The following is an 18,548-nucleotide window of genomic DNA, read 5'->3' as shown; positions in this document are numbered from 1 at the left end:
TGGGAGGGGAAATTAAGCTTTTGGCTTAATGAGGCCGCGCCGCAGAGAAGGCGACAGGATCGCGTACTAATTCGAAAGGAGAAGCGTCGGCGACGGCTAGCAGGGGGCAATGGAGAAACCATTGCGGGGCCGAATGTAACACTGGACTTTCAGGGCGTCTAGTCCCGGCCACATAAAAAACCCCGCTGTATGCGGGGCTTTAGGTGCTTCAGATGTTGCTGTCGAGAAATGCAGTCAGCTGCGACTTCGACAGAGCGCCCACTTTGGTGGCCTCGACGTTACCGTTCTTGAACAACATCAAGGTCGGAATGCCGCGAACGCCGTGCTTGGCAGGTGTTTCCTGGTTTTCGTCGATGTTCAACTTGGCAATCGTCAACTTGCCTTTATAGGTCTCGGCGATTTCGTCCAGGACCGGGGCAATCATTTTGCATGGGCCACACCACTCAGCCCAGTAATCAACCAGTACCGCGCCTTCAGCCTTCAGGACTTCTGCTTCGAAGCTGGCGTCACTGACGTGTTTAATAAGATCGCTACTCATGGAAAGTCTCCGAGGTCGTAGGCTAAAAATCGTGGTCCATCATAGCGGTACTCACCGGGTTCAGGAAGCCGAGGTTGATTGACTCTTGCTATGGTCCTGCATGAGTCAGGCAATAACTTGGCACCATCAAGCATCAAAGCAGGCCCAAAGTCAGTGCAAAACTGTGCGCCAAAACGGAGCGACATGCGCGCTAACAGGCCACAGCACGCAGCTACCCGGTCGCCTGGACCCCGAAAGCTGGAGTAGCAAAGCGCTGGCATGCACTGTGCACTGGATAGAGACATGCCTTTCGTATGACTCGGAGTCTTCCTATGAAAAAGTGCTACAGCGTCTTACTCACTGCTCTGTTTGCGAGCCTGATGCTCGGCCAAGCGCCCGCTCACGCTAATGGGCTGGACGACGTGATGACCCGAGGCGTATTGAAGGTGGCGGTGCCTCAGGACTTTCCACCCTTCGGCTCGGTCGGCCCAGACATGCAGCCGCGCGGGCTGGACATCGACACCGCACACCTGCTGGCTGACCAATTGAAGGTCAAGCTGCAATTAACGCCGGTCAACAGCACTAACCGCATCCCGTTTCTGACCACAGGCAAAGTTGATGTGGTGATCTCAAGCCTAGGCAAGAACCTTGAGCGCGAAAAAGTCATCGATTTTTCCCGTGCCTATGCGCCTTTCTATCTCGCTGTCTTCGGCCCGCCCGATGCGCCCATCAAAGAACTCAGTGATTTGACCGGCAAAACCATCAGCGTGACCCGGGGTGCGATTGAAGACATCGAGCTGACCAACGTGGCCCCGGAAGGCGTGACCATTAAGCGCTTCGAGGACAACAACTCGACCATCGCCGCCTACCTCGCCGGCCAAGTGGACCTGATCGCCAGCGGCAACGTGGTCATGGTCGCCATCAGCGAACGCAACCCGAAACGCATTCCCGCGTTGAAGGTGAAGCTAAAGGACTCGCCAGTGTATGTGGGCGTTAACAAAAACGAGCCGGAGTTACTGGCCAAGGTTAACGAGATCCTCACGGCCGCCCTTGCCGACGGTGCGCTGGAAAAGAACTCGCAGCTATGGCTCAAACAACCGCTGCCGGCTGGCTTCTGACCGGGAGCCCCCGTTATGGCGTATCACTTTGATTTCCTGCCGGTCCTGCAAAACGCCAACCTGTTGCTGCGGGGGGCTTTATTCACCTTGGAACTGACAGCCATCGGCACGCTGTTCGGGGTTGGCCTTGGCATTGTCGGTGCGGTGTGCAGAGCGTGGAACATCCGCCCGTACTCATCGATTTTCGGCGTGTACGTCGAGCTGATCCGTAACACGCCATTTCTGGTGCAACTGTTCTTCATTTTCTTCGGCTTACCGTCGCTGGGGGTGAAGATTTCAGAGTGGGAAGCGGCCGTGTTGGCGATGGTGGTCAACTTGGGTGCGTACTCCACCGAGATCATTCGTGCTGGCATTCAGGCCGTATCAAGGGGGCAACTCGAAGCAGCGGCCGCTTTGGCCATGAGTCGCGCCGAGGCGTTTCGTCATGTGGTGTTGATTCCGGCGTTGGGCAAAGTCTGGCCCGCGCTGACCAGCCAAATCATCATCGTCATGCTGGGCTCGGCGGTCTGCTCACAGATCGCTACCGAAGAGTTGAGCTTCGCCGCCAACTTCATCCAGTCGCGCAACTTCCGGGCGTTCGAAACGTACATCGTCACCACGCTGATTTACCTGTGCATGGCCGTACTGATCCGCCAGTTATTGGCGTGGGTCGGGCGACGCTACATTTCGAGGAGCAACTGATGGATTTCACCCTTTGGGACGTCGTGCGCAACTTGCTTATCGGCCTGCAATGGACCGTGGCGCTGTCGCTGGTGGCATTCGTCGGCGGCGGTGTTATCGGGTTGCTGGTAATGACCCTGCGGATTTCGACGTTGAGCGCGCCGCGCTGGTTGGCGCGGGTGTATATCGAACTGTTTCAGGGCACGCCGTTGCTGATGCAGCTGTTTCTGGTGTTCTTCGGTGTCGCGTTACTGGGCATCGATATCTCGCCTTGGTTCGCTGCCGCGCTGGCACTGACCCTGTTTACCAGCGCGTATTTGGCTGAAATCTGGCGCGGCTGTGTTGAGTCAATTGCTCATGGTCAGTGGGAGGCCTCTGCCAGCCTGGCGCTGTCGCCTTTTGAGCAATTGCGTTACGTGATCTTGCCCCAAGCCCTGCGCATTGCGGTGGCACCCACCGTTGGATTCTCGGTGCAAGTGATCAAAGGCACCGCTGTGACCTCGATCATTGGCTTCACGGAGCTGACCAAAACCGGCGGCATGCTAGCCAACGCTACCTTTCAACCGTTCTTGGTCTATGGCTTCGTCGCCCTCGGCTATTTCCTGCTTTGTTACCCCTTGTCGCTCAGTGCCCGCTATCTGGAAAGGAGACTGCATGCCGTTGCTTAGAATTTCCGCCCTGCACAAATACTACGGCGACCACCATGTGCTCAAAGGTATCGACCTAACCGTTGAAGAAGGTCAGGTGGTGGCGATCATCGGCCGCAGTGGTTCGGGTAAAAGCACCTTGCTGCGCACGCTCAATGGCCTGGAGTCGATCAACGACGGCGTGATTGAAGTCGATGGCGAGTACCTCGACGCCGCCCGCGCCGACCTGCGCAGCTTGCGGCAGAAAGTCGGCATGGTGTTTCAGCAATTCAACCTGTTCCCGCATTTGAGCGTGGGCGAGAACGTCATGCTCGCGCCGCAGGTGGTGCAGAAGGTGCCCAAAGCCAAAGCGGCGCACCTTGCGCGGCAGATGCTGGAGCGCGTGGGGCTGGGGGAAAAATTCGATGCCTTCCCTGATCGCTTGTCCGGTGGTCAGCAACAGCGCGTGGCGATTGCTCGGGCGTTGGCCATGTCACCCAAAGTGCTGCTGTGCGATGAAATCACCTCCGCCCTCGACCCCGAACTGGTCAACGAAGTGCTGAGCGTCGTGCGCCAACTGGCCAAAGAAGGCATGACCCTGATCATGGTCACCCACGAAATGCGCTTTGCCCGGGAAGTGGGCGATAAGTTGGTGTTCATGCATGAGGGCAAGGTTCACGAAACCGGTGATCCGAAGATTCTTTTTGCTAACCCACGTACGCCGGAATTGGCTAACTTTATTGGGTCGGTAGAGCACGGTGACTGAGTGAACTTCGATGAAGCGCTGAAAATAAATCAATCCCCTCAGGCCATGTCATCTAATAACATGCCGTTTTTAGCGGTTTCCTAACAGCACTGACAGCCTCGCTCTTTTCGATGCCACCGGGAAAGTGCCAAACCCTTGAGCATCGACTCGTCGCGGGCCTGACTCCCCCTCAAATTCGCCAAAATAGTTTTGGCTAACAATAAATTCTTCTGTTTCTGTATCAAACAGACGAAATATCAATTTGGGGGGGATTATTTGCGGTGGGGGATTCTCTAATGCTGCCAGCATTCTTTGATGGCGAGCGTGCGGCTCGAAATCGCCCCAGTCAAACGTGCGCGCCTCAGGCTTGGTCAGCACCCACTCGCCGCGCTCGACTTGTTCCCAGACATAACGATCGTGATAGACCATCGACGCGCGCCGTAATTCGGCCAGACCTTCGATTTCCCGATGCCCCGCTAACAGTCTTTTGACTATCACCAGTGCTTCAGCGGGAGGATGGACGTATTTTTTCTCATCCATTTGGAGTGTGCGACGATGCACCAACTTCATGCCGAAGTCCCCTCATCCCAGTAGTCGGAACCCATCGTTCCACAGGTTTCATGAGTCGAGGCGATGGTCCGATACGTAAACGTAACAGTTTCCAAGGGAGTGATATGAGCCACTGCAGGATCGCGCCAACGCGGCATTGAAATATGAATATCGGTAATGAGGGCGTCTGTGTATACCATGGTGAAATAGTGTTCTTGAAAGCCGCCGGGTGAAACTCGATACCAATCCAATGTGCATAGGCTAAGTGTTTCACCCGTGCGCCACGCTTCGAACAGTAACGGGGTCGACTTGTCGAGCATCTTGGTAATGATGAAAGGCCCATGAACCCGATGGCCGGATTGCGCCCCTTGGGGACGACCAAAATGTTGATCAAATGACTCCACAAGAATTTGATCTTCTCGTCCGAGCTGGTAGTTATTGCCAATTGATTCTAACGACGAACAGCCTCCAGTAATCAATTTTTGTTTTTCGCCGATAATGGTTAAGTAGGTCGGCATGGACATGGGGGTACTCCTTGGCTAGACAGATTTATTTTTAGATTGGGTTAGTTGAGGTGAAACTTGCCAATTGACTGTGACAAATTCAGTTGAATCTATTAGGTAGCGCCAATGAGGCCGAGTCATGGGTAAGGGGTAAGGGGTCCAAGGCTTGGCAACTTCAAGGGTGATCTTATAGCGCTCTTCTTCGGGGTGTTTGCGGTCTTCAAAACGATGCACTGTGAGCGTGGCCTGATACTTGTCGCCGGCATACCAATAAGTTGTGCCTCCCTTGTTGGCATCGCGCAATCGAGCACGCCATTGGGGCGTGTCGGCAAAGGGTGGATATTTTTTGTGATTTCTATCTATCCACCCGCCGCGTCGCCATTGGTCCTGAAGTTCCAAGACAACCTTCAATGCATCATCGAGCAATAACGGTTCAATGTGCGGATGTATAGTTAGGCTCTGAACAATGTCGTCCTTGAATACAACTAAAAGTTCAGCGCTCTTTGGAGTAATAAATCCAAATTGCGGGTCGGTGAATCGTAATTGCACGTCGGAATGTGGTACGGCCGGCCATATCCCCCCACCGGGATAAGGTGAAGTAAAGCGGGCTGACGACTGTTGTCGCATCTCCTCGTAGGTTCCACCTATCACCAAGGCGATCTCTCGCTCGTACCATGAACGCAAAACGTATGCGGCTAATAGCGCCACAACTATAAGTAAGGCCCAACGACACCAGCTCATGGGAAAGGCAACCAAGGCTTGGCAACATTTAGAACTATCTTATAACGCTCTTCGTTAGGATATTTATCGTACTTGAAACGCCCCATATCTAACATGGCCTGATACTTTTCACCGGCCTGCCAATAAGTGGTTCCACCCTTGTTCACATCGCGCAACTTAGCGCGCCATTCAGGTGTATCGGCAAAGTCTGGATTCTTTTCCTGGTTACTGCCCACCCAACCACTCTGACGCCATTGCGCTTCCAGATCCATCACGACTTTTAGTGCATCATCGAGCAACAAGGGTTCGGTCTGCGGAGATATAACCAAACTCTGAATAATGTTGTCCTTGAATACAACTAAAAGCTCAGCGCTCTTTGGAGTAATAAATCCATATTGCGGGTCGGTGAATCGTAATTGCACGTCGGAATGTGGTACGGCCGGCCATATCCCCCCGCCGGGATAAGGTGAAGTAAAGCGGGCTGACGAAAGCTTTCGCATGTCTTCGTAGGTTCCACCTATCACCAGGGCGATCTCCCGTTCGTACAACGACCGCGCGACATTGGCTCCCCATACCGCTAGTAGTGCCAGGCAAAACCAATATCGCCGTTTCATCGGACACCCGATCCTTCGGCGATATCTTTTATTGACTGTTCCAGCAAGGGTCGATTTTCGTCGCCCAGCATCTCATCGAAACGTTCCGCTGCTTGCATCACGAAGGCTATGCGCTGCTCGTAAGCTGACAAGTCTGCAAACGGGTTGCTGCTGAATTCGAGGGTGCGTCCATCCTCGACCGGCTGGCATTGGCTCGCCAGGGTCAGCTCAATCGCTTGAGCCACCCCCGATGGAAAACCGGTCACGTAGGAGACATGGTTACCGCGCAGTAGCAGTTTAAGTTGTGGGTCTTCGTAGATGGTCGGCTGGAGGATATTGAGCTGCTCATGTACCGCTAATTGCCTCACGCTCTCGGCAATATCTCCCTTTTCTATTGCCTTGAAGGCCTCAAGGATCTCATCATGTGGTCGCCCAAATCGAAGCCTTTCCTGCTCCACCAACCACATCACCGGAAACTTCGGATGACCATAAATCCCCGCCCGCTCTTTAAGACAAGTCCTTAGCTCCTCAAGCCCACGCTTTTTGTAAAACGCATGCAATGGGAAGATATCCAGAAACAAGGTGGTGTTGCCCAGCGCCATCATTTCGTAGACGTGCTGGAACTGTTGCTGCATCAAGGATGAGGGTTCCCCGCCCAGGCCAAGGTCGCCCAGGGGAACGGGATTATTGCTGCGGGCGGCTCGGTAATCCTCCAGTGCCTGCTGATCCGTATCGTTGAAAATATGAGCCCCGAGGAAACCGAGATTCGATGCCGCATTGGAGTCGATCAAGCGCTGCCTGGCGTCGCGCTCAGCTTGAATGACGTCAGTCATATCGGCCGCATGCAACAACCCGCAACCGACTTGCTTGGAGGCAAAGGCTGCCAGCCCGGCCCACTGAAAGCGGTTGTCGTGCAGCCACAACCGGGCATAGGCGGCGTTGATCACGCGGTTGCGTTCGATGGGGTCGGCGATCAGGACGCCGCCGGGGGCGACGATTTCTTCGGCTTCGCGCTGGAAGACTCGCCAGATTCCCGAGCAAGTCAAAAACGGCACGTCAACGACGTCCTGCATGACCCCGTACAACTCGATCCTGTGCGTCTCGCACTCTTCGATCGGTTTGGTGGGGTGGTTCAACAGCTGCGTGTCGCATTCGTGGTCTTTGAAACACTGGGTCATGGGGCTGGCTCCTGGCTAGAATTTCGCCACCCTATCAGCCAAAACCCAGCAAAAAACCGGCGAAAAGGGCAATCAGAAACGCCCTACAAGCCTTACAGCCAAGATCCTACAAATCGCAGAAGCAAAAAAATCGGAAATGCACGAAACCGGTGGTCCGTCGCGCAGCAAAAACGGTGCTGTAGGAGCAACTGTCTGCCGCACAATTTTTTTGGTTTCATACCTGAAGTTCTTTTCGGGCGCAGCCGATCGCGGGCAAGCGCGCGCCTACAGATGCCCGGTGTTTGCAGCGCGACAGCACGGCTGTCGACGACTTGGCGCCAACTCCCACACAGAATGTCGGCAGGCACGAAATGGTAGGCACTGAAAAATCTTATCGCAGCCTGCGGCAGCTCCTAAAAAATTAGTTTTTATTCAATAGGTTATGCGCTACCTGAAGGAAAGCCAACGGGTTGGCTCGAGAATTAACGCGGTACAGGAAAACCGCGCTGCCTGATTTATCGCCAACAAGTTGGCTTCTACACGGCACCACACGACGCTTCGCGTTGGCGGCGGGGAAGGATCGTGGCACGATGACGGGGTTTTCGACCGAGACTCTTTAATCATGCCGCTGTCCCCTAGAAAAAATCATTCTTTGATCGCCGCCATCGACTTGGGCTCCAACAGCTTTCACATGGTCGTGGCCAAAGCCAACCTGGGCGAGATCCGCATTCTAGAGCGGCTCGGCGAGAAGGTTCAGTTGGCCGCAGGGATCACTGAAGAACGTCAGCTCACCGAAGAATCCATGCAGCGCGGCCTTGACTGCCTCAAGCAGTTTGCCCAGCTGATCAGTGGCATGGAGCCCGGCGCCGTCCGCATCGTCGGCACCAACGCCCTGCGTGAAGCACGTAATCGGGTGGAGTTCATTCGCCGGGCCGAAGAGATTCTCGGCCACCCGGTGGAGGTGATCTCAGGGCGTGAAGAGGCCCGCCTGATTTACCTCGGCGTCTCGCACACGCTGGCTGATGCGCCCGGCAAAAGGCTGGTGGCTGATATCGGCGGCGGCAGCACTGAATTCATCATCGGCCAGCGCTTCGAACCGCTGCTGCGCGAAAGCCTGCAAATGGGCTGCGTCAGCTTCACCCAACGGTATTTCAAAGACGGCAAAATCACGCCAGCACGCTACGCACAGGCTTACACCGCAGCGCGTCTGGAGATCATGAGCATCGAACACGCACTGCATCGCCTGAGTTGGGATGAAGCCATTGGCTCGTCTGGCACCATCCGCGCGATCGGCCTGGCCCTTAAAGCCGGGGGCCACGGCACTGGTGAAGTAAATGCCGAAGGCTTGGCCTGGCTCAAACGCCGAATGTTTAAACTGGGTGACGTCGATAAAATCGACTTCGAAGGCATCAAGCCCGACCGTCGGGCTATTTTCCCGGCAGGTTTGGCGATTCTCGAGGCCATTTTCGACGCACTGGAACTCACCCGCATGGATCACTGTGAGGGCGCGCTGCGTGAAGGCGTACTTTATGACCTCATGGGCCGCCATCATCATGAGGACGTCCGTGAGCGTACGCTCAGCTCGCTGATGGAGCGCTATCACGTCGATCTTGAACAAGCGGCCCGCGTTGAAGCTAAAGCGTTGCACTCACTTGAACAAGTGGCCGTGGCGTGGGGGCTGGAAGATGAACTGTATCGCGAGTTATTGCGCTGGGCCGCCAAGGTCCATGAAGTGGGCCTGGACATCGCTCACTATCATTACCACAAGCACGGTGCTTACTTGATCGAGCACTCGGATTTGGCCGGTTTTTCCCGCGAAGACCAGCAAATGCTGGCGCTGCTGGTGCGAGGCCACCGCCGGAATATTCCCAAGGACAAGTTTGCCGATTTTGGCGAGGAAGGCATCAAGCTGATTCGCCTGTGCGTGTTGTTGCGCTTTGCGATTCTGTTCCACCACATCCGTGGCACCCAAACGATGCCACAGGTGGTGCTGCACGCCAACGACCAGAGCCTAGACGTACTGTTCCCGGACGGCTGGCTCGAAAACAACCAACTGACTCAGGCCGACTTCGCGCTGGAAGCGGAGTGGCTGGCCCGAGTCGGTATCGTCTTCAGCGTACGCTGAGTACCGGGTTGCTCAGGCGCTCCAACAGCGTCGCCTGAGCACTGCGCGGGTTCTGGTTACCGGTCGGCGTGCTACGTGTGTAGCGACCGTCTGAATGCAGAATCCACGCGTGGGTGTTATCCGTCAGGTAACTCTCCAACTCCTTCTTGACCCGCAGAATCAACTTTTTGCCCTCAACCGGGAAGCACGTCTCGACGCGTTTGTCGAGGTTGCGCTCCATCCAGTCGGCGCTCGACAAGAACATCTGCTCTTCACCGCCATTGAGGAAGTAGAAAACCCGCGTGTGCTCCAGGAAGCGACCGATGATCGAGCGCACTTGAATGTTGTGCGAGACACCCGCGATGCCTGGCCGCAAACAGCACATGCCGCGAACCACTAAGTCGATACGCACGCCCGATTGGCTCGCCTTGTACAACGCACGGATAACCTTCGGGTCGGTCAGCGAGTTGAATTTGGCAATGATGTGCGCCGACTTGCCATCGAGGGCGAACTGCGTTTCTCGGGCAATCATGTCGAGCATGCCTTTCTTGAGGGTAAACGGCGCATGCAGCAGCTTCTTCATGCGCAATGTTTTACCCATGCCGATCAACTGACTGAACAGTTTGCCAACGTCTTCGCACAGGGCGTCGTCGGAAGTCAGCAGGCTGTAATCGGTATACAAACGAGCGTTACCCGCATGGTAGTTGCCGGTCCCTAAATGCGCATAGCGCACAATTTCACCGGCCTCACGGCGCAGAATCAGCATCATCTTGGCGTGGGTCTTGAACCCGACCACGCCGTAGATTACCACTGCACCTGCCGCTTGGAGACGGCTGGCCAGTTGCAGGTTGGACTCTTCATCGAACCGGGCACGCAGTTCGATCACCACCGTGACTTCTTTACCGTTACGGGCAGCATCTACCAAGGCATCGACGATTTCGGAGTTGGCGCCGCTGCGGTACAGGGTTTGTCTAACCGCGAGCACATGCGGGTCTTTAGCTGCCTGGCGCAGTAAATCCACCACAGGCGTGAAGGACTCAAACGGATGCAGCAGTAAAATATCCTGCTTGCTGATGACGTTGAAAATGTTCTCGCTGTTTTGCAGCAACTTCGGAATGGCTGGGGTGAACGGCGTGTATTGCAGCTCGGGGTGGCTGTCCAGGCCGGTAATGCTGAACAACCGCGTGAGGTTGACCGGTCCATTGACTTGATACAGTTCGGTTTCGCTCAGGTTGAACTGTTTGAGCAAATAGTCAGACAAGTGTTTCGGGCAGGTGTCCGCCACTTCCAACCTGACGGCATCACCGTAACGACGCGAGAACAACTCGCCACGCAGCGCGCGGGCCAAATCTTCTACATCTTCGGTATCAACGGCCAAGTCAGCGTTTCGAGTCAGACGGAACTGATAGCAGCCCTTAACCTTCATGCCCTGGAACAAATCATCGGCATGCGCATGGATCATTGACGACAGGAACACATAGTTATCCCCTGCGCCGCCGATATCCTCTGGCACTTTGATAATGCGTGGGAGCAAGCGGGGCGCCGGAATAATCGCCAGACCGGAGTCGCGACCAAAGGCATCAACCCCCTCCAGTTCAACGATAAAGTTCAGGCTTTTGTTCACCAGCAACGGGAACGGGTGTGTCGGATCAAGGCCGATCGGGGTGATGATCGGTGCAATCTCGTCACGGAAATAGCGACGGACCCAGGCTTTAAGCTTGGCGGTCCAGTAACGACGACGAATGAAGCGAACCTGATGTTTTTCCAGTTCCGGCAACAAAATATCGTTAAGAATCGCGTATTGGCGGTCCACGTGACCGTGTACCAATTCGCTGATCCGCGCCAAGGCCTGGTGCGGTTGCAAACCATCAGCGCCTGCTTGTTCGCGGGCGAAGGTGATTTGCTTCTTCAAGCCTGCGACACGAATTTCGAAGAACTCATCGAGGTTGCTGGAGAAAATCAGCAGAAATTTCAGCCGTTCCAGCAATGGGTAAGACTCGTCCAGTGCCTGTTCCAACACGCGAATGTTGAACTGCAATTGCGACAGTTCGCGGTGGATATACAGGCTGCTGTCGTCCAGATTCTGGACGACAGGATGCGCAACTGGCACGGGTAGTACCGCATCGGGGACCGGCACCACTTCAATGCTCGGCTCAACCACAGGCTGAGTCTCCTGAACGGCGATCTGAACAGCTGCTTCGGTGAGTCCTTCGGTATTCATGGGTGTTCCTGTTTGGGCTACTGCCCTTTTAGCAGTTGAGCAGCACGAACGGCGAAATACGTAAGAATGCCGTCAGCGCCTGCACGTTTAAAGGCGGTGAGGGATTCCAGTATCACCCCCTCACTCAGCCAGCCATTATTTATGGCCGCCATGTGCATCGCGTATTCACCGCTGACCTGATAAACAAAGGTCGGCACTTTGAATTCCTCCTTCACCCGGAAAAGAATATCCAGGTAAGGCATGCCCGGCTTGACCATGACCATGTCCGCCCCCTCAGACAAGTCAGCAGCCACTTCGTGCAGCGCTTCATTGCCGTTGGCCGGGTCCATTTGATAGGACGCCTTATTGGCCTTGCCCAGATTCAGTGCCGAACCTACCGCATCACGAAACGGACCGTAGTAGGCGCTGGCGTACTTGGCTGAATAAGCCATGATCCGCACGTTAACGTGATCAGCCAACTCCAACGCTTCACGGATGGCCTGAATCCGACCGTCCATCATGTCCGAAGGCGCGACCACTTGCGCACCGGCGGCGGCGTGGGACAAGGCTTGCTTGACCAAGGCGTCGACAGTGATGTCGTTCTGCACGTAGCCGTGCTCATCCAGGATGCCGTCTTGGCCATGCGTGGTAAACGGGTCCAGAGCAACGTCAGTAATGACGCCCAATTCGGGGAAGCGGTCACGCAGGGCACGAGTAGCGCGCTGAGCAATGCCTTCAGGATTCCAAGCCTCGGCACCGTCCAGGGTCTTTTTCTCAGGCGGCGTCACCGGGAACAAGGCCAGCGCGGGAATACCCAGCGCCACCCATGCTTGAGCTTCTATCAGCAGCAAATCAATGCTCAGACGCTCGACGCCCGGCATCGACGCAATCGTCTCGCGACGGTTTTCGCCGTCGAGTACAAACACTGGAAGAATCAGATCGTCGACAGTCAGTACGTTTTCACGGACAAGGCGACGAGAAAAATCGTCGCGGCGATTACGACGCAGGCGAGTGGAAGGAAACAAGCGGCTGGCGGGGGTAAAGCTCACGGCAAGACTCCTGAGCCCGCGTTGGCGGGCAAGCGTGACAGTTATAAGCGGCCATTATGACCGCTGCGTGACAACTATGGCCAACCCTGCGACCGTGGGACGCAGCCGATGACTATTGTAGGAAATCTTAACGCTGAGACACATATCCACACTTTCCTGAATGGCTTCGGCGAGTTAGGCTGCGCGTTCATTTCGCTAGCATCCATATAATGCTCCAACATCTACTGCAGGAATTTGGCTACTTTGCCCTCTTTCTAGGAACCTTTTTTGAAGGTGAGACGATTCTTGTCCTCGCCGGCTTCCTTGCGTTCCGCGGATACATGGACATCAATCTGGTGGTGGTGGTTGCCTTCTTTGGCAGCTACGCGGGCGATCAGCTTTGGTATTTCCTGGGGCGCAAGCACGGCCGCAAGTTGCTGGCACGCAAGCCTCGCTGGCAGCTATTGGGCGACAAGGCACTGGAGCACATCCGCAAACACCCCGACATCTGGGTGCTGAGTTTTCGCTTTGTGTATGGACTGCGCACCGTGATGCCGGTGGCTATCGGTTTGTCCGGTTATCCGCCAGGACGTTATTTATTGCTCAATGGGCTGGGTGCCGCCGTCTGGGCCGCCGCATTGGGCGCCGCCGCTTATCACTTTGGCGCATTGCTCGAAGGTTTGCTGGGCAACGTAAAGAAGTACGAGCTGTGGGTGTTAGGCGCTCTGTTGATCCTCGGCGGTGCCTTGTGGTTGCGACGCCGGATCAAGGCCGCTCGTATCGCCCGAGAATTGGAATCGTCCAAGCGCGACGCGGCAATGATCGAGGTCAAGAACCTGCCAGACGAATGAAATGCCCACGAGCGCAATAAAGCCCCATTGCGCTCAGCAACACATAAGTCAGCAACGCCACCCAGCCCAACGAACTCACCGACCACATCCCGACCATCGGCGCTAACCCCATCAGCGGGATGTTCAGTGCCAGCCGCGCAGATTCCAGCTTGATCGCCCACGGCCGATTCTCCAGCGCAACACCCAACACGAACAAACCAAACGCGACCCACACCCAGCCCAACACCAAGGCAGGTACCGACAAACTGTCGCCCATGTTCAGCAAATAACTGCCCAGCGCGGCATGAACGACGAATTGCAGAGCGATGTACACCTGCTGCGACGGGCTCAGTGGTATCTCGAATTTACGGAATTGGCTCAAGTCAGACTGGGTTGTCGGGTATTTCGCAGCGACATCCGCCGGTCGCCAGCCGGTGCGCATGAACCAGATCCGCAGCTTGTCCCAGCCTTGTTCAGTCCGCCGTGCGTCGGCAGCCAATTGCGCATAAAACTGCAGATTGGCCCATAACGGATTCCAGCTCGCCAGCGGCGTAGTTACCCCGAAAATCGGCGGATCGCTGTCCAATTCCTCCTGAAACGAGCCAAACAGTCGGTCCCACACAATGAACACTCCGCCGTAATTGCGATCCATGTAAATAGCGTTCTGTGCATGATGGGCGCGGTGATTGGAGGGGGTGACGAACACCCATTCCAACCAGCCCAACTTCGGAATATGGCGAGTGTGGACCCAGAATTGATACAGCAAATTGAGCGCTGCTACGCTGATAAAGACCAGCAGGGGAACGCCCACCAGTGCCAGCGGCAGGTAGAAAATCCAGCTCAGAAGAAAACCGGTACTGGTCTGGCGTAATGCGGTGGAGAGGTTGTAGTCCTCGCTTTGGTGATGAACGCAATGCGCTGCCCACAGCACGTTTCGCTCGTGGCCCATTCGGTGCAACCAGTAATAACAGAGGTCATACAGCACAAACGCGAAGACCCACACCCAAACGCTGTCTGGCGAAAGCCGCAACAGCGCCAGGTGATCGAGCGCAAAGGCGTACGTCATCAAGCCGACGCCTTTGGTCAGCAATCCGGTGGTGGTGGACAACACGCCAGTGCTCAGGCTGTTGATGGAATCCGACAGGCGATAGGTATTCACCTTGCGCCAACGGTCAGTCAGCAGCTCCACGGCGATCAACACAAAGAAGAATGGAACGGCGTACAAAATGAAATTCATGGGGTAGCACTTATGGGACCGATCACCAAAGATTAGGTCGGGTTTGGCAAAAACCCTATGGCAGCGAATGACAAATTAGTGGACATTTAACGACATTCTTGTCGGACAACTCAGCAACCGGTCGGCGTATGGATGACTCCATCGGTGCCCTCAACAGGAGCAAACCCATGCAAAAAAAAGTGGCGGTTATTCTTTCGGGCTGCGGCGTCCAGGACGGAGCCGAGATCCACGAGAGCGTCCTTACCCTCCTGCGGCTGGACCAACGCGGTGTAGAGGTGCAATGTTTCGCCCCCAACATCGCGCAGCACCACGTAATCAATCACCTGACCGGGGAGGAAATGCCTGAGTCGCGTAACGTGCTCGTCGAGTCCGCCCGCATCGCCCGTGGCGCGATCAAGGATATCCGTGAAGCAGACGCCGATGAGTTTGACGCACTCATTATTCCGGGTGGCTTCGGCGCCGCCAAGAACCTGTCCAACTTCGCCGTCGAAGGCGCTAATTGCAGTCTTGATCCCGACTTATTGATGCTGGCCGAAGCGTTTGCCGAATCGCGTAAGCCGGTGGGGTTGATCTGCGTGTCCCCTGCCCTAGCGGCGAAAATCTATGGCCCTGGCGTTACCTGCACCGTTGGTAACGATCCAGCAACCGCCAAAGCTATCGGCAAAATGGGCGGCAACCACAAGGAATGCACCGTCGGCGAAATCGTTGAAGACCATGCACGCAAACTGGTCAGCACCCCGGCCTACATGATCGCCCAGTCAATCAGTGAGGCGGCGTCAGGCATTAACAAATTGGTCGACCGGGTGATTGAACTGATGCAGGACCGCGAAGAAACCGCAACTTTATAAGAGCCAATCTGTTAGCGAAGCGGTGTTTTTCAGTTTCACCGCATCACGCTTTCGCCGACAAGTTGGCTCTTACAGAGGTCTCGACAACCGAGTAAGTATCCTGTCCAGCGCATTGGCAAACGCCTGTTTTTCGCGGTCGCCATGGGGTGCCGGGCCGCCGCTCATCTGGCCTTGATCACGCAGGTCGGTGAACAAATTTCGTACCGCCAGACGGTCGCCCATGTTCTGCGGGTCGAACTCGCGACCCCGAGGGTCCAGCGCGGCGACACCCTTTTTGATCAGGCGATCCGCTAACGGCACGTCGCTACAGATCACCAGATCTCCAGGCACGGAGTGTTCGACCAGATAATCGTCTGCCGCGTCCGGCCCGCTAGGGACCACGATCAATTTAACGCAGCTGTAACTCGGCTTGATCTGGCTTTGCCCCGCCACCAGTAGCACCTCAAACTGACGCTTCAAGGCGAACTTGATGACCTGATCTTTCGCTGGCCTAGGGCAGGCATCGGCATCTATCCAAACGCGCATACGGTACTTCCAAATGAAGAGTGCGAGTATGTGCCGCACCCAAAAGCATTACCAATACTGTTATTAAGCCATTGTTTTGCCAGCACCGAAGCCTATACTCCGGCCCCGCACCAAAATGTCTTTTCCAATCGGCACTTCTATGCCGGTTGTCCTTCAGGGATGAACAGAACTCATGGCATTTCGTGCAAAGACTGCGTTGGCGTTAATCGCCATGATGCAACTGGCTGGCTGCGCCGCCTTCCGTAGCTACGACACCGAACTCAAAGAAACCAACCAACAACTGGCCACCGGCAACGTTGATGGCGCGCTCTTGACGCTGGAAAAGAACAACACCGGCGAAGATAAAGACTTGTTGTATTACTTCGAAAAAGGCGAGTTGCTGCGTTCTAAGGGCGATCTAGCGGGCAGTCAAACGGCTTGGCACGCAGCCGACCGTGTGGTGTTCGCCTGGGAAGAGTCGGTCAAACTCGATACCGATAAGTACCTGAGCCAGTTCGGTAGCTACTTGGTCAACGACAAAGTCCGCCGTTACGAAGGCTACGACTACGAAAAAGTCATGTTGACCACTCAGATGGCGCTCAATCTGCTAGCCCAAAACGACTTCGATGCAGCCCGCACTGAGATCAAGAAGACCCACGAACGTGAGGCCGTGATCGCCGAGTTGCGCGACAAGGAATACGCCAAGAGTGAACAAGACGCCCAAGCGCGCGGCGTCAAAACCGAGTTCAAAGACCTTAAGGGCTACCCGGTAGAAAGCTTGAATGCGCCGGACGTTGTCGGCCTGAAGAACAGCTATCAGAGCGCATTCAGTCATTACCTGGCGGGCTACGTCTACGAAGCACTGGGAGAACGAGGCCTCGCCGCACCCGGTTATCGTCAAGCCGCCGAACTGCGGCCTCATACTGCGCTGCTCGACCAAGCCCTGCTTAATCTCGACAGCGCCGCCAGCACCGACAGCGACGTTCTGATCGTAGTGCAAAGTGGATTCGCCCCAGCCCGCGACTCGGTCCGTATCCCACTACCCTTGCCGATCAACAACGGTCTGGTGATCACGGCTCTGTCATTTCCGATCATCAAGCCGGACCTTTCGACCGCCGCGTTCAGCCAAATTGGGCTCGATGGCCAACCACTCAATCTGACGCTGCTCAACAGCACCGCCGCGATGTCGCGTCGTGCGCTGCGTGACGACATGCCTGGGATCATCCTGCGCACTTCCGTGCGTGCCATTAGCCGTAGCGTTGCTCAAGCCCAATTGAACAAAGCCAGCCCGATGGCGGGACTGGTACTGGGTATCGCCTCCGCCGTAACCGAAGGCGCGGACACCCGCACCTGGCGCACCTTGCCTGATACCACTCAAGTGGTGCGCTTGCGCCTGAAACAGGGCGATCACCAAATCAGCCTGCCGGCAGCTCAGGGTGGCCGACAAGTACAGATAAAAATCGATCAGCGCTACCAGGTCATCGCCCTCCGGGTGATCGGCACTCAGGTTTACACCAGCGGCTTGGCCTCGCACGTCGTCCCAACAGACACGCCGCAAGCGCTGGCCAGCATCAAACAACCTTAAAAGGAGCGCCTGTATGCGCATCAAGATTTTTGGCCTGATGGCTGCTGCTTTGCTGATCGGTTGCGCCACGCCGCCACCTGCGCCAGCGCCGGGGAGTGCCGCCAGTAAAGTAATGGCCATGGGCAAACTGAAAGACATCGACGTCGGCGCTATGCGCGTCGCCCGCGAGAACGGTTTTCTTACCGTTAAAGCAGCGCTGAGCAACACCAGCTCCAGCAACACAACGCTGTATTACCGCTTCGCCTGGCTGGGCAACGACGGTTTCCCTGTGGCCGATGAAGAAACCTGGAAAAGCCTGACCTTGTACGGTTCGCAAACCAGCTTCCTGACCAGCATCGCCCCCGTGCCCAGGGCCACTGATTTCCGGATCGAAGTGAAAACGCCTTGAACAAAGAACCCCTATTAGCTCGATCCACCCCAGAGAGTCCTACGATGCTTCTTGCACGCTTTTCACTGGTTGCCCTTGCTGCGTTGCTGATCGGCGGCTGCGCCTCTAACTCTCCGGTTCTCGGCGGGAAAAACATCAGCTACGGCGACACCAAGGCTGTCGAGTTGGTGACCAACGAGTTCGGCTCCACCGACCTGCAAACCATCGCTGAAAGCATGACCCGTTCCTTGGCACAGTCCGGCGTTCTGCAAGGTCGCCCAGTGGTGCAGGTGTACGACGTGAAGAACAAAACCAGCGAGTACATCGATACCCGCGAGATCACGACATCGATCAAGACCCAGCTGATGAAAACCGGTACCGCCCGCTTCGCCAGCGACAACACCGACATGCAAAGCCAGGTCGATCAGCTCAAGCTGCAAAACCAGAGCGGTTTGTATAAGCCATCGACGGTCAACAAGACTGGGAACATGGTCGCCGCCAAATACCGCTTGGAAGGCTCGATCAGCTCGATCGTCAAACGCAGCAGCGACGTCAAAGACGTGTTTTATAAGTTCAGCCTGCAATTGGTCGACGTTGACAGCGGTTTGGCCGAATGGATGGACGAAAAAGAAATCCGCAAAACCACGGAGCGTTAAA

Annotated in this window: 20 protein-coding genes; 10 read left to right on the top strand and 10 right to left on the bottom strand. The window is 55.8% G+C overall.

The genetic code is table 11. The features are described from left to right. Nucleotides 1-208: 208 nt before the first annotated feature. On the bottom strand, nt 209-538 hold the full coding sequence (gene trxA / locus RHM59_RS18035; protein ID WP_322166590.1) for a thioredoxin TrxA: 330 nt from the start codon (nt 536-538) through the stop codon (nt 209-211). A gap of 311 nt (nt 539-849) precedes the next feature. Between trxA and RHM59_RS18030 the strand changes: the two genes are divergently transcribed. Genes RHM59_RS18030 through RHM59_RS18015 form a run of 4 tightly spaced genes read left to right on the top strand, consistent with a single transcriptional unit; the run spans nt 850 to nt 3,687 of the window. Continuing rightward, entirely contained in the window at nt 850-1,635 is a 786-nt protein-coding gene (locus RHM59_RS18030; RefSeq protein WP_322166591.1) for a transporter substrate-binding domain-containing protein, read from the top strand. 15 nt (nt 1,636-1,650) lie between these two features. After that, complete coding sequence (locus tag RHM59_RS18025; protein ID WP_322285145.1) at nt 1,651-2,316, top strand: amino acid ABC transporter permease; 666 nt, start codon at nt 1,651-1,653, stop codon at nt 2,314-2,316. After that, the gene (locus RHM59_RS18020) at nt 2,313-2,963 is read left to right on the top strand and encodes an amino acid ABC transporter permease (protein ID WP_322171260.1); all 651 of its coding nucleotides are present in this window, start codon (nt 2,313-2,315) and stop codon (nt 2,961-2,963) included. Before RHM59_RS18025 ends, RHM59_RS18020 begins: the two co-directional genes overlap by 4 nt. Beyond that, nucleotides 2,950-3,687 carry an amino acid ABC transporter ATP-binding protein gene (locus RHM59_RS18015; RefSeq protein WP_322285144.1) on the top strand — a complete coding sequence of 246 codons (738 nt, stop codon included), beginning with the start codon at nt 2,950-2,952 and terminating at the stop codon, nt 3,685-3,687. Before RHM59_RS18020 ends, RHM59_RS18015 begins: the two co-directional genes overlap by 14 nt. 69 nt (nt 3,688-3,756) lie before the next feature. On the opposite strand, the gene RHM59_RS18010 is transcribed toward RHM59_RS18015, so the two are convergent. From RHM59_RS18010 to RHM59_RS17990, 5 genes are read right to left on the bottom strand one after another with little or no spacing between them, the layout of a single operon-like run. Further along, on the bottom strand, nt 3,757-4,236 hold the full coding sequence (locus RHM59_RS18010; RefSeq protein ID WP_322184583.1) for a hypothetical protein: 480 nt from the start codon (nt 4,234-4,236) through the stop codon (nt 3,757-3,759). Further along, complete coding sequence (locus RHM59_RS18005; protein ID WP_322166595.1) at nt 4,233-4,739, bottom strand: Hcp family type VI secretion system effector; 507 nt, start codon at nt 4,737-4,739, stop codon at nt 4,233-4,235. The genes RHM59_RS18010 and RHM59_RS18005 overlap by 4 nt, the downstream gene beginning before the upstream one ends. 15 nt (nt 4,740-4,754) lie before the next feature. After that, entirely contained in the window at nt 4,755-5,459 is a 705-nt protein-coding gene (locus tag RHM59_RS18000) for a hypothetical protein (RefSeq protein ID WP_322184582.1), read from the bottom strand. Beyond that, nucleotides 5,456-6,052 (bottom strand): hypothetical protein, encoded by a 597-nt coding sequence (locus RHM59_RS17995; protein ID WP_322166597.1) that lies wholly within the window; start codon nt 6,050-6,052, stop codon nt 5,456-5,458. Before RHM59_RS17995 ends, RHM59_RS18000 begins: the two co-directional genes overlap by 4 nt. Further along, the gene (locus RHM59_RS17990; RefSeq protein WP_322285143.1) at nt 6,049-7,209 is read right to left on the bottom strand and encodes a DUF2515 family protein; all 1,161 of its coding nucleotides are present in this window, start codon (nt 7,207-7,209) and stop codon (nt 6,049-6,051) included. The genes RHM59_RS17995 and RHM59_RS17990 overlap by 4 nt, the downstream gene beginning before the upstream one ends. A 601-nt stretch (nt 7,210-7,810) precedes the next feature. Here RHM59_RS17990 and ppx point away from each other — a divergent pair. Further along, on the top strand, nt 7,811-9,313 hold the full coding sequence (gene ppx / locus RHM59_RS17985) for an exopolyphosphatase (protein WP_322166599.1): 1,503 nt from the start codon (nt 7,811-7,813) through the stop codon (nt 9,311-9,313). Here the strand turns inward: ppx and ppk1 are convergent. After that, nucleotides 9,300-11,513, bottom strand: a complete 2,214-nt coding sequence (gene ppk1, locus RHM59_RS17980) for a polyphosphate kinase 1 (RefSeq protein WP_322166600.1) — start codon at nt 11,511-11,513, stop codon at nt 9,300-9,302. The genes ppx and ppk1 overlap by 14 nt on opposite strands. A gap of 17 nt (nt 11,514-11,530) precedes the next feature. Next, nucleotides 11,531-12,541 (bottom strand): porphobilinogen synthase, encoded by a 1,011-nt coding sequence (hemB, locus tag RHM59_RS17975; RefSeq protein ID WP_322166601.1) that lies wholly within the window; start codon nt 12,539-12,541, stop codon nt 11,531-11,533. 206 nt (nt 12,542-12,747) lie between these two features. Here hemB and RHM59_RS17970 point away from each other — a divergent pair, with 206 nt between their 5' ends. After that, the gene (locus tag RHM59_RS17970; protein WP_322286723.1) at nt 12,748-13,371 is read left to right on the top strand and encodes a DedA family protein; all 624 of its coding nucleotides are present in this window, start codon (nt 12,748-12,750) and stop codon (nt 13,369-13,371) included. On the opposite strand, the gene RHM59_RS17965 is transcribed toward RHM59_RS17970, so the two are convergent. Beyond that, nucleotides 13,349-14,587, bottom strand: a complete 1,239-nt coding sequence (locus tag RHM59_RS17965; RefSeq protein WP_322285142.1) for a sterol desaturase family protein — start codon at nt 14,585-14,587, stop codon at nt 13,349-13,351. The genes RHM59_RS17970 and RHM59_RS17965 overlap by 23 nt on opposite strands. A 167-nt stretch (nt 14,588-14,754) precedes the next feature. Here RHM59_RS17965 and elbB point away from each other — a divergent pair, with 167 nt between their 5' ends. Then, nucleotides 14,755-15,435: an isoprenoid biosynthesis glyoxalase ElbB gene (gene elbB / locus RHM59_RS17960; protein ID WP_322166603.1), complete on the top strand. Its 681-nt coding sequence runs from the start codon at nt 14,755-14,757 to the stop codon at nt 15,433-15,435. A 69-nt stretch (nt 15,436-15,504) separates the two neighbouring features. Here elbB and RHM59_RS17955 read toward each other — a convergent pair whose 3' ends face one another. Further along, complete coding sequence (locus RHM59_RS17955) at nt 15,505-15,960, bottom strand: YaiI/YqxD family protein (RefSeq protein ID WP_322166604.1); 456 nt, start codon at nt 15,958-15,960, stop codon at nt 15,505-15,507. A 172-nt stretch (nt 15,961-16,132) separates the two neighbouring features. Here RHM59_RS17955 and RHM59_RS17950 point away from each other — a divergent pair, with 172 nt between their 5' ends. From RHM59_RS17950 to lpoB, 3 genes are read left to right on the top strand one after another with little or no spacing between them, the layout of a single operon-like run. Continuing rightward, nucleotides 16,133-17,524, top strand: a complete 1,392-nt coding sequence (locus RHM59_RS17950) for a hypothetical protein (protein ID WP_322184580.1) — start codon at nt 16,133-16,135, stop codon at nt 17,522-17,524. Nucleotides 17,525-17,537: 13 nt separating this feature from the next. After that, nucleotides 17,538-17,912 (top strand): YcfL family protein, encoded by a 375-nt coding sequence (locus RHM59_RS17945; protein WP_322166606.1) that lies wholly within the window; start codon nt 17,538-17,540, stop codon nt 17,910-17,912. Nucleotides 17,913-17,956: 44 nt separating this feature from the next. Next, nucleotides 17,957-18,547: a penicillin-binding protein activator LpoB gene (lpoB, locus tag RHM59_RS17940; protein WP_322166607.1), complete on the top strand. Its 591-nt coding sequence runs from the start codon at nt 17,957-17,959 to the stop codon at nt 18,545-18,547. Nucleotide 18,548 lies beyond the last annotated feature (1 nt).

The sequence above is a fragment of the Pseudomonas sp. MH10 genome, assembly GCF_034353045.1.
Classification (GTDB): Bacteria; Pseudomonadota; Gammaproteobacteria; order Pseudomonadales; family Pseudomonadaceae; genus Aquipseudomonas.
Note: the sequence above shows the minus strand (reverse complement) of the source record. Positions and strands in the feature narration are given on the sequence as shown.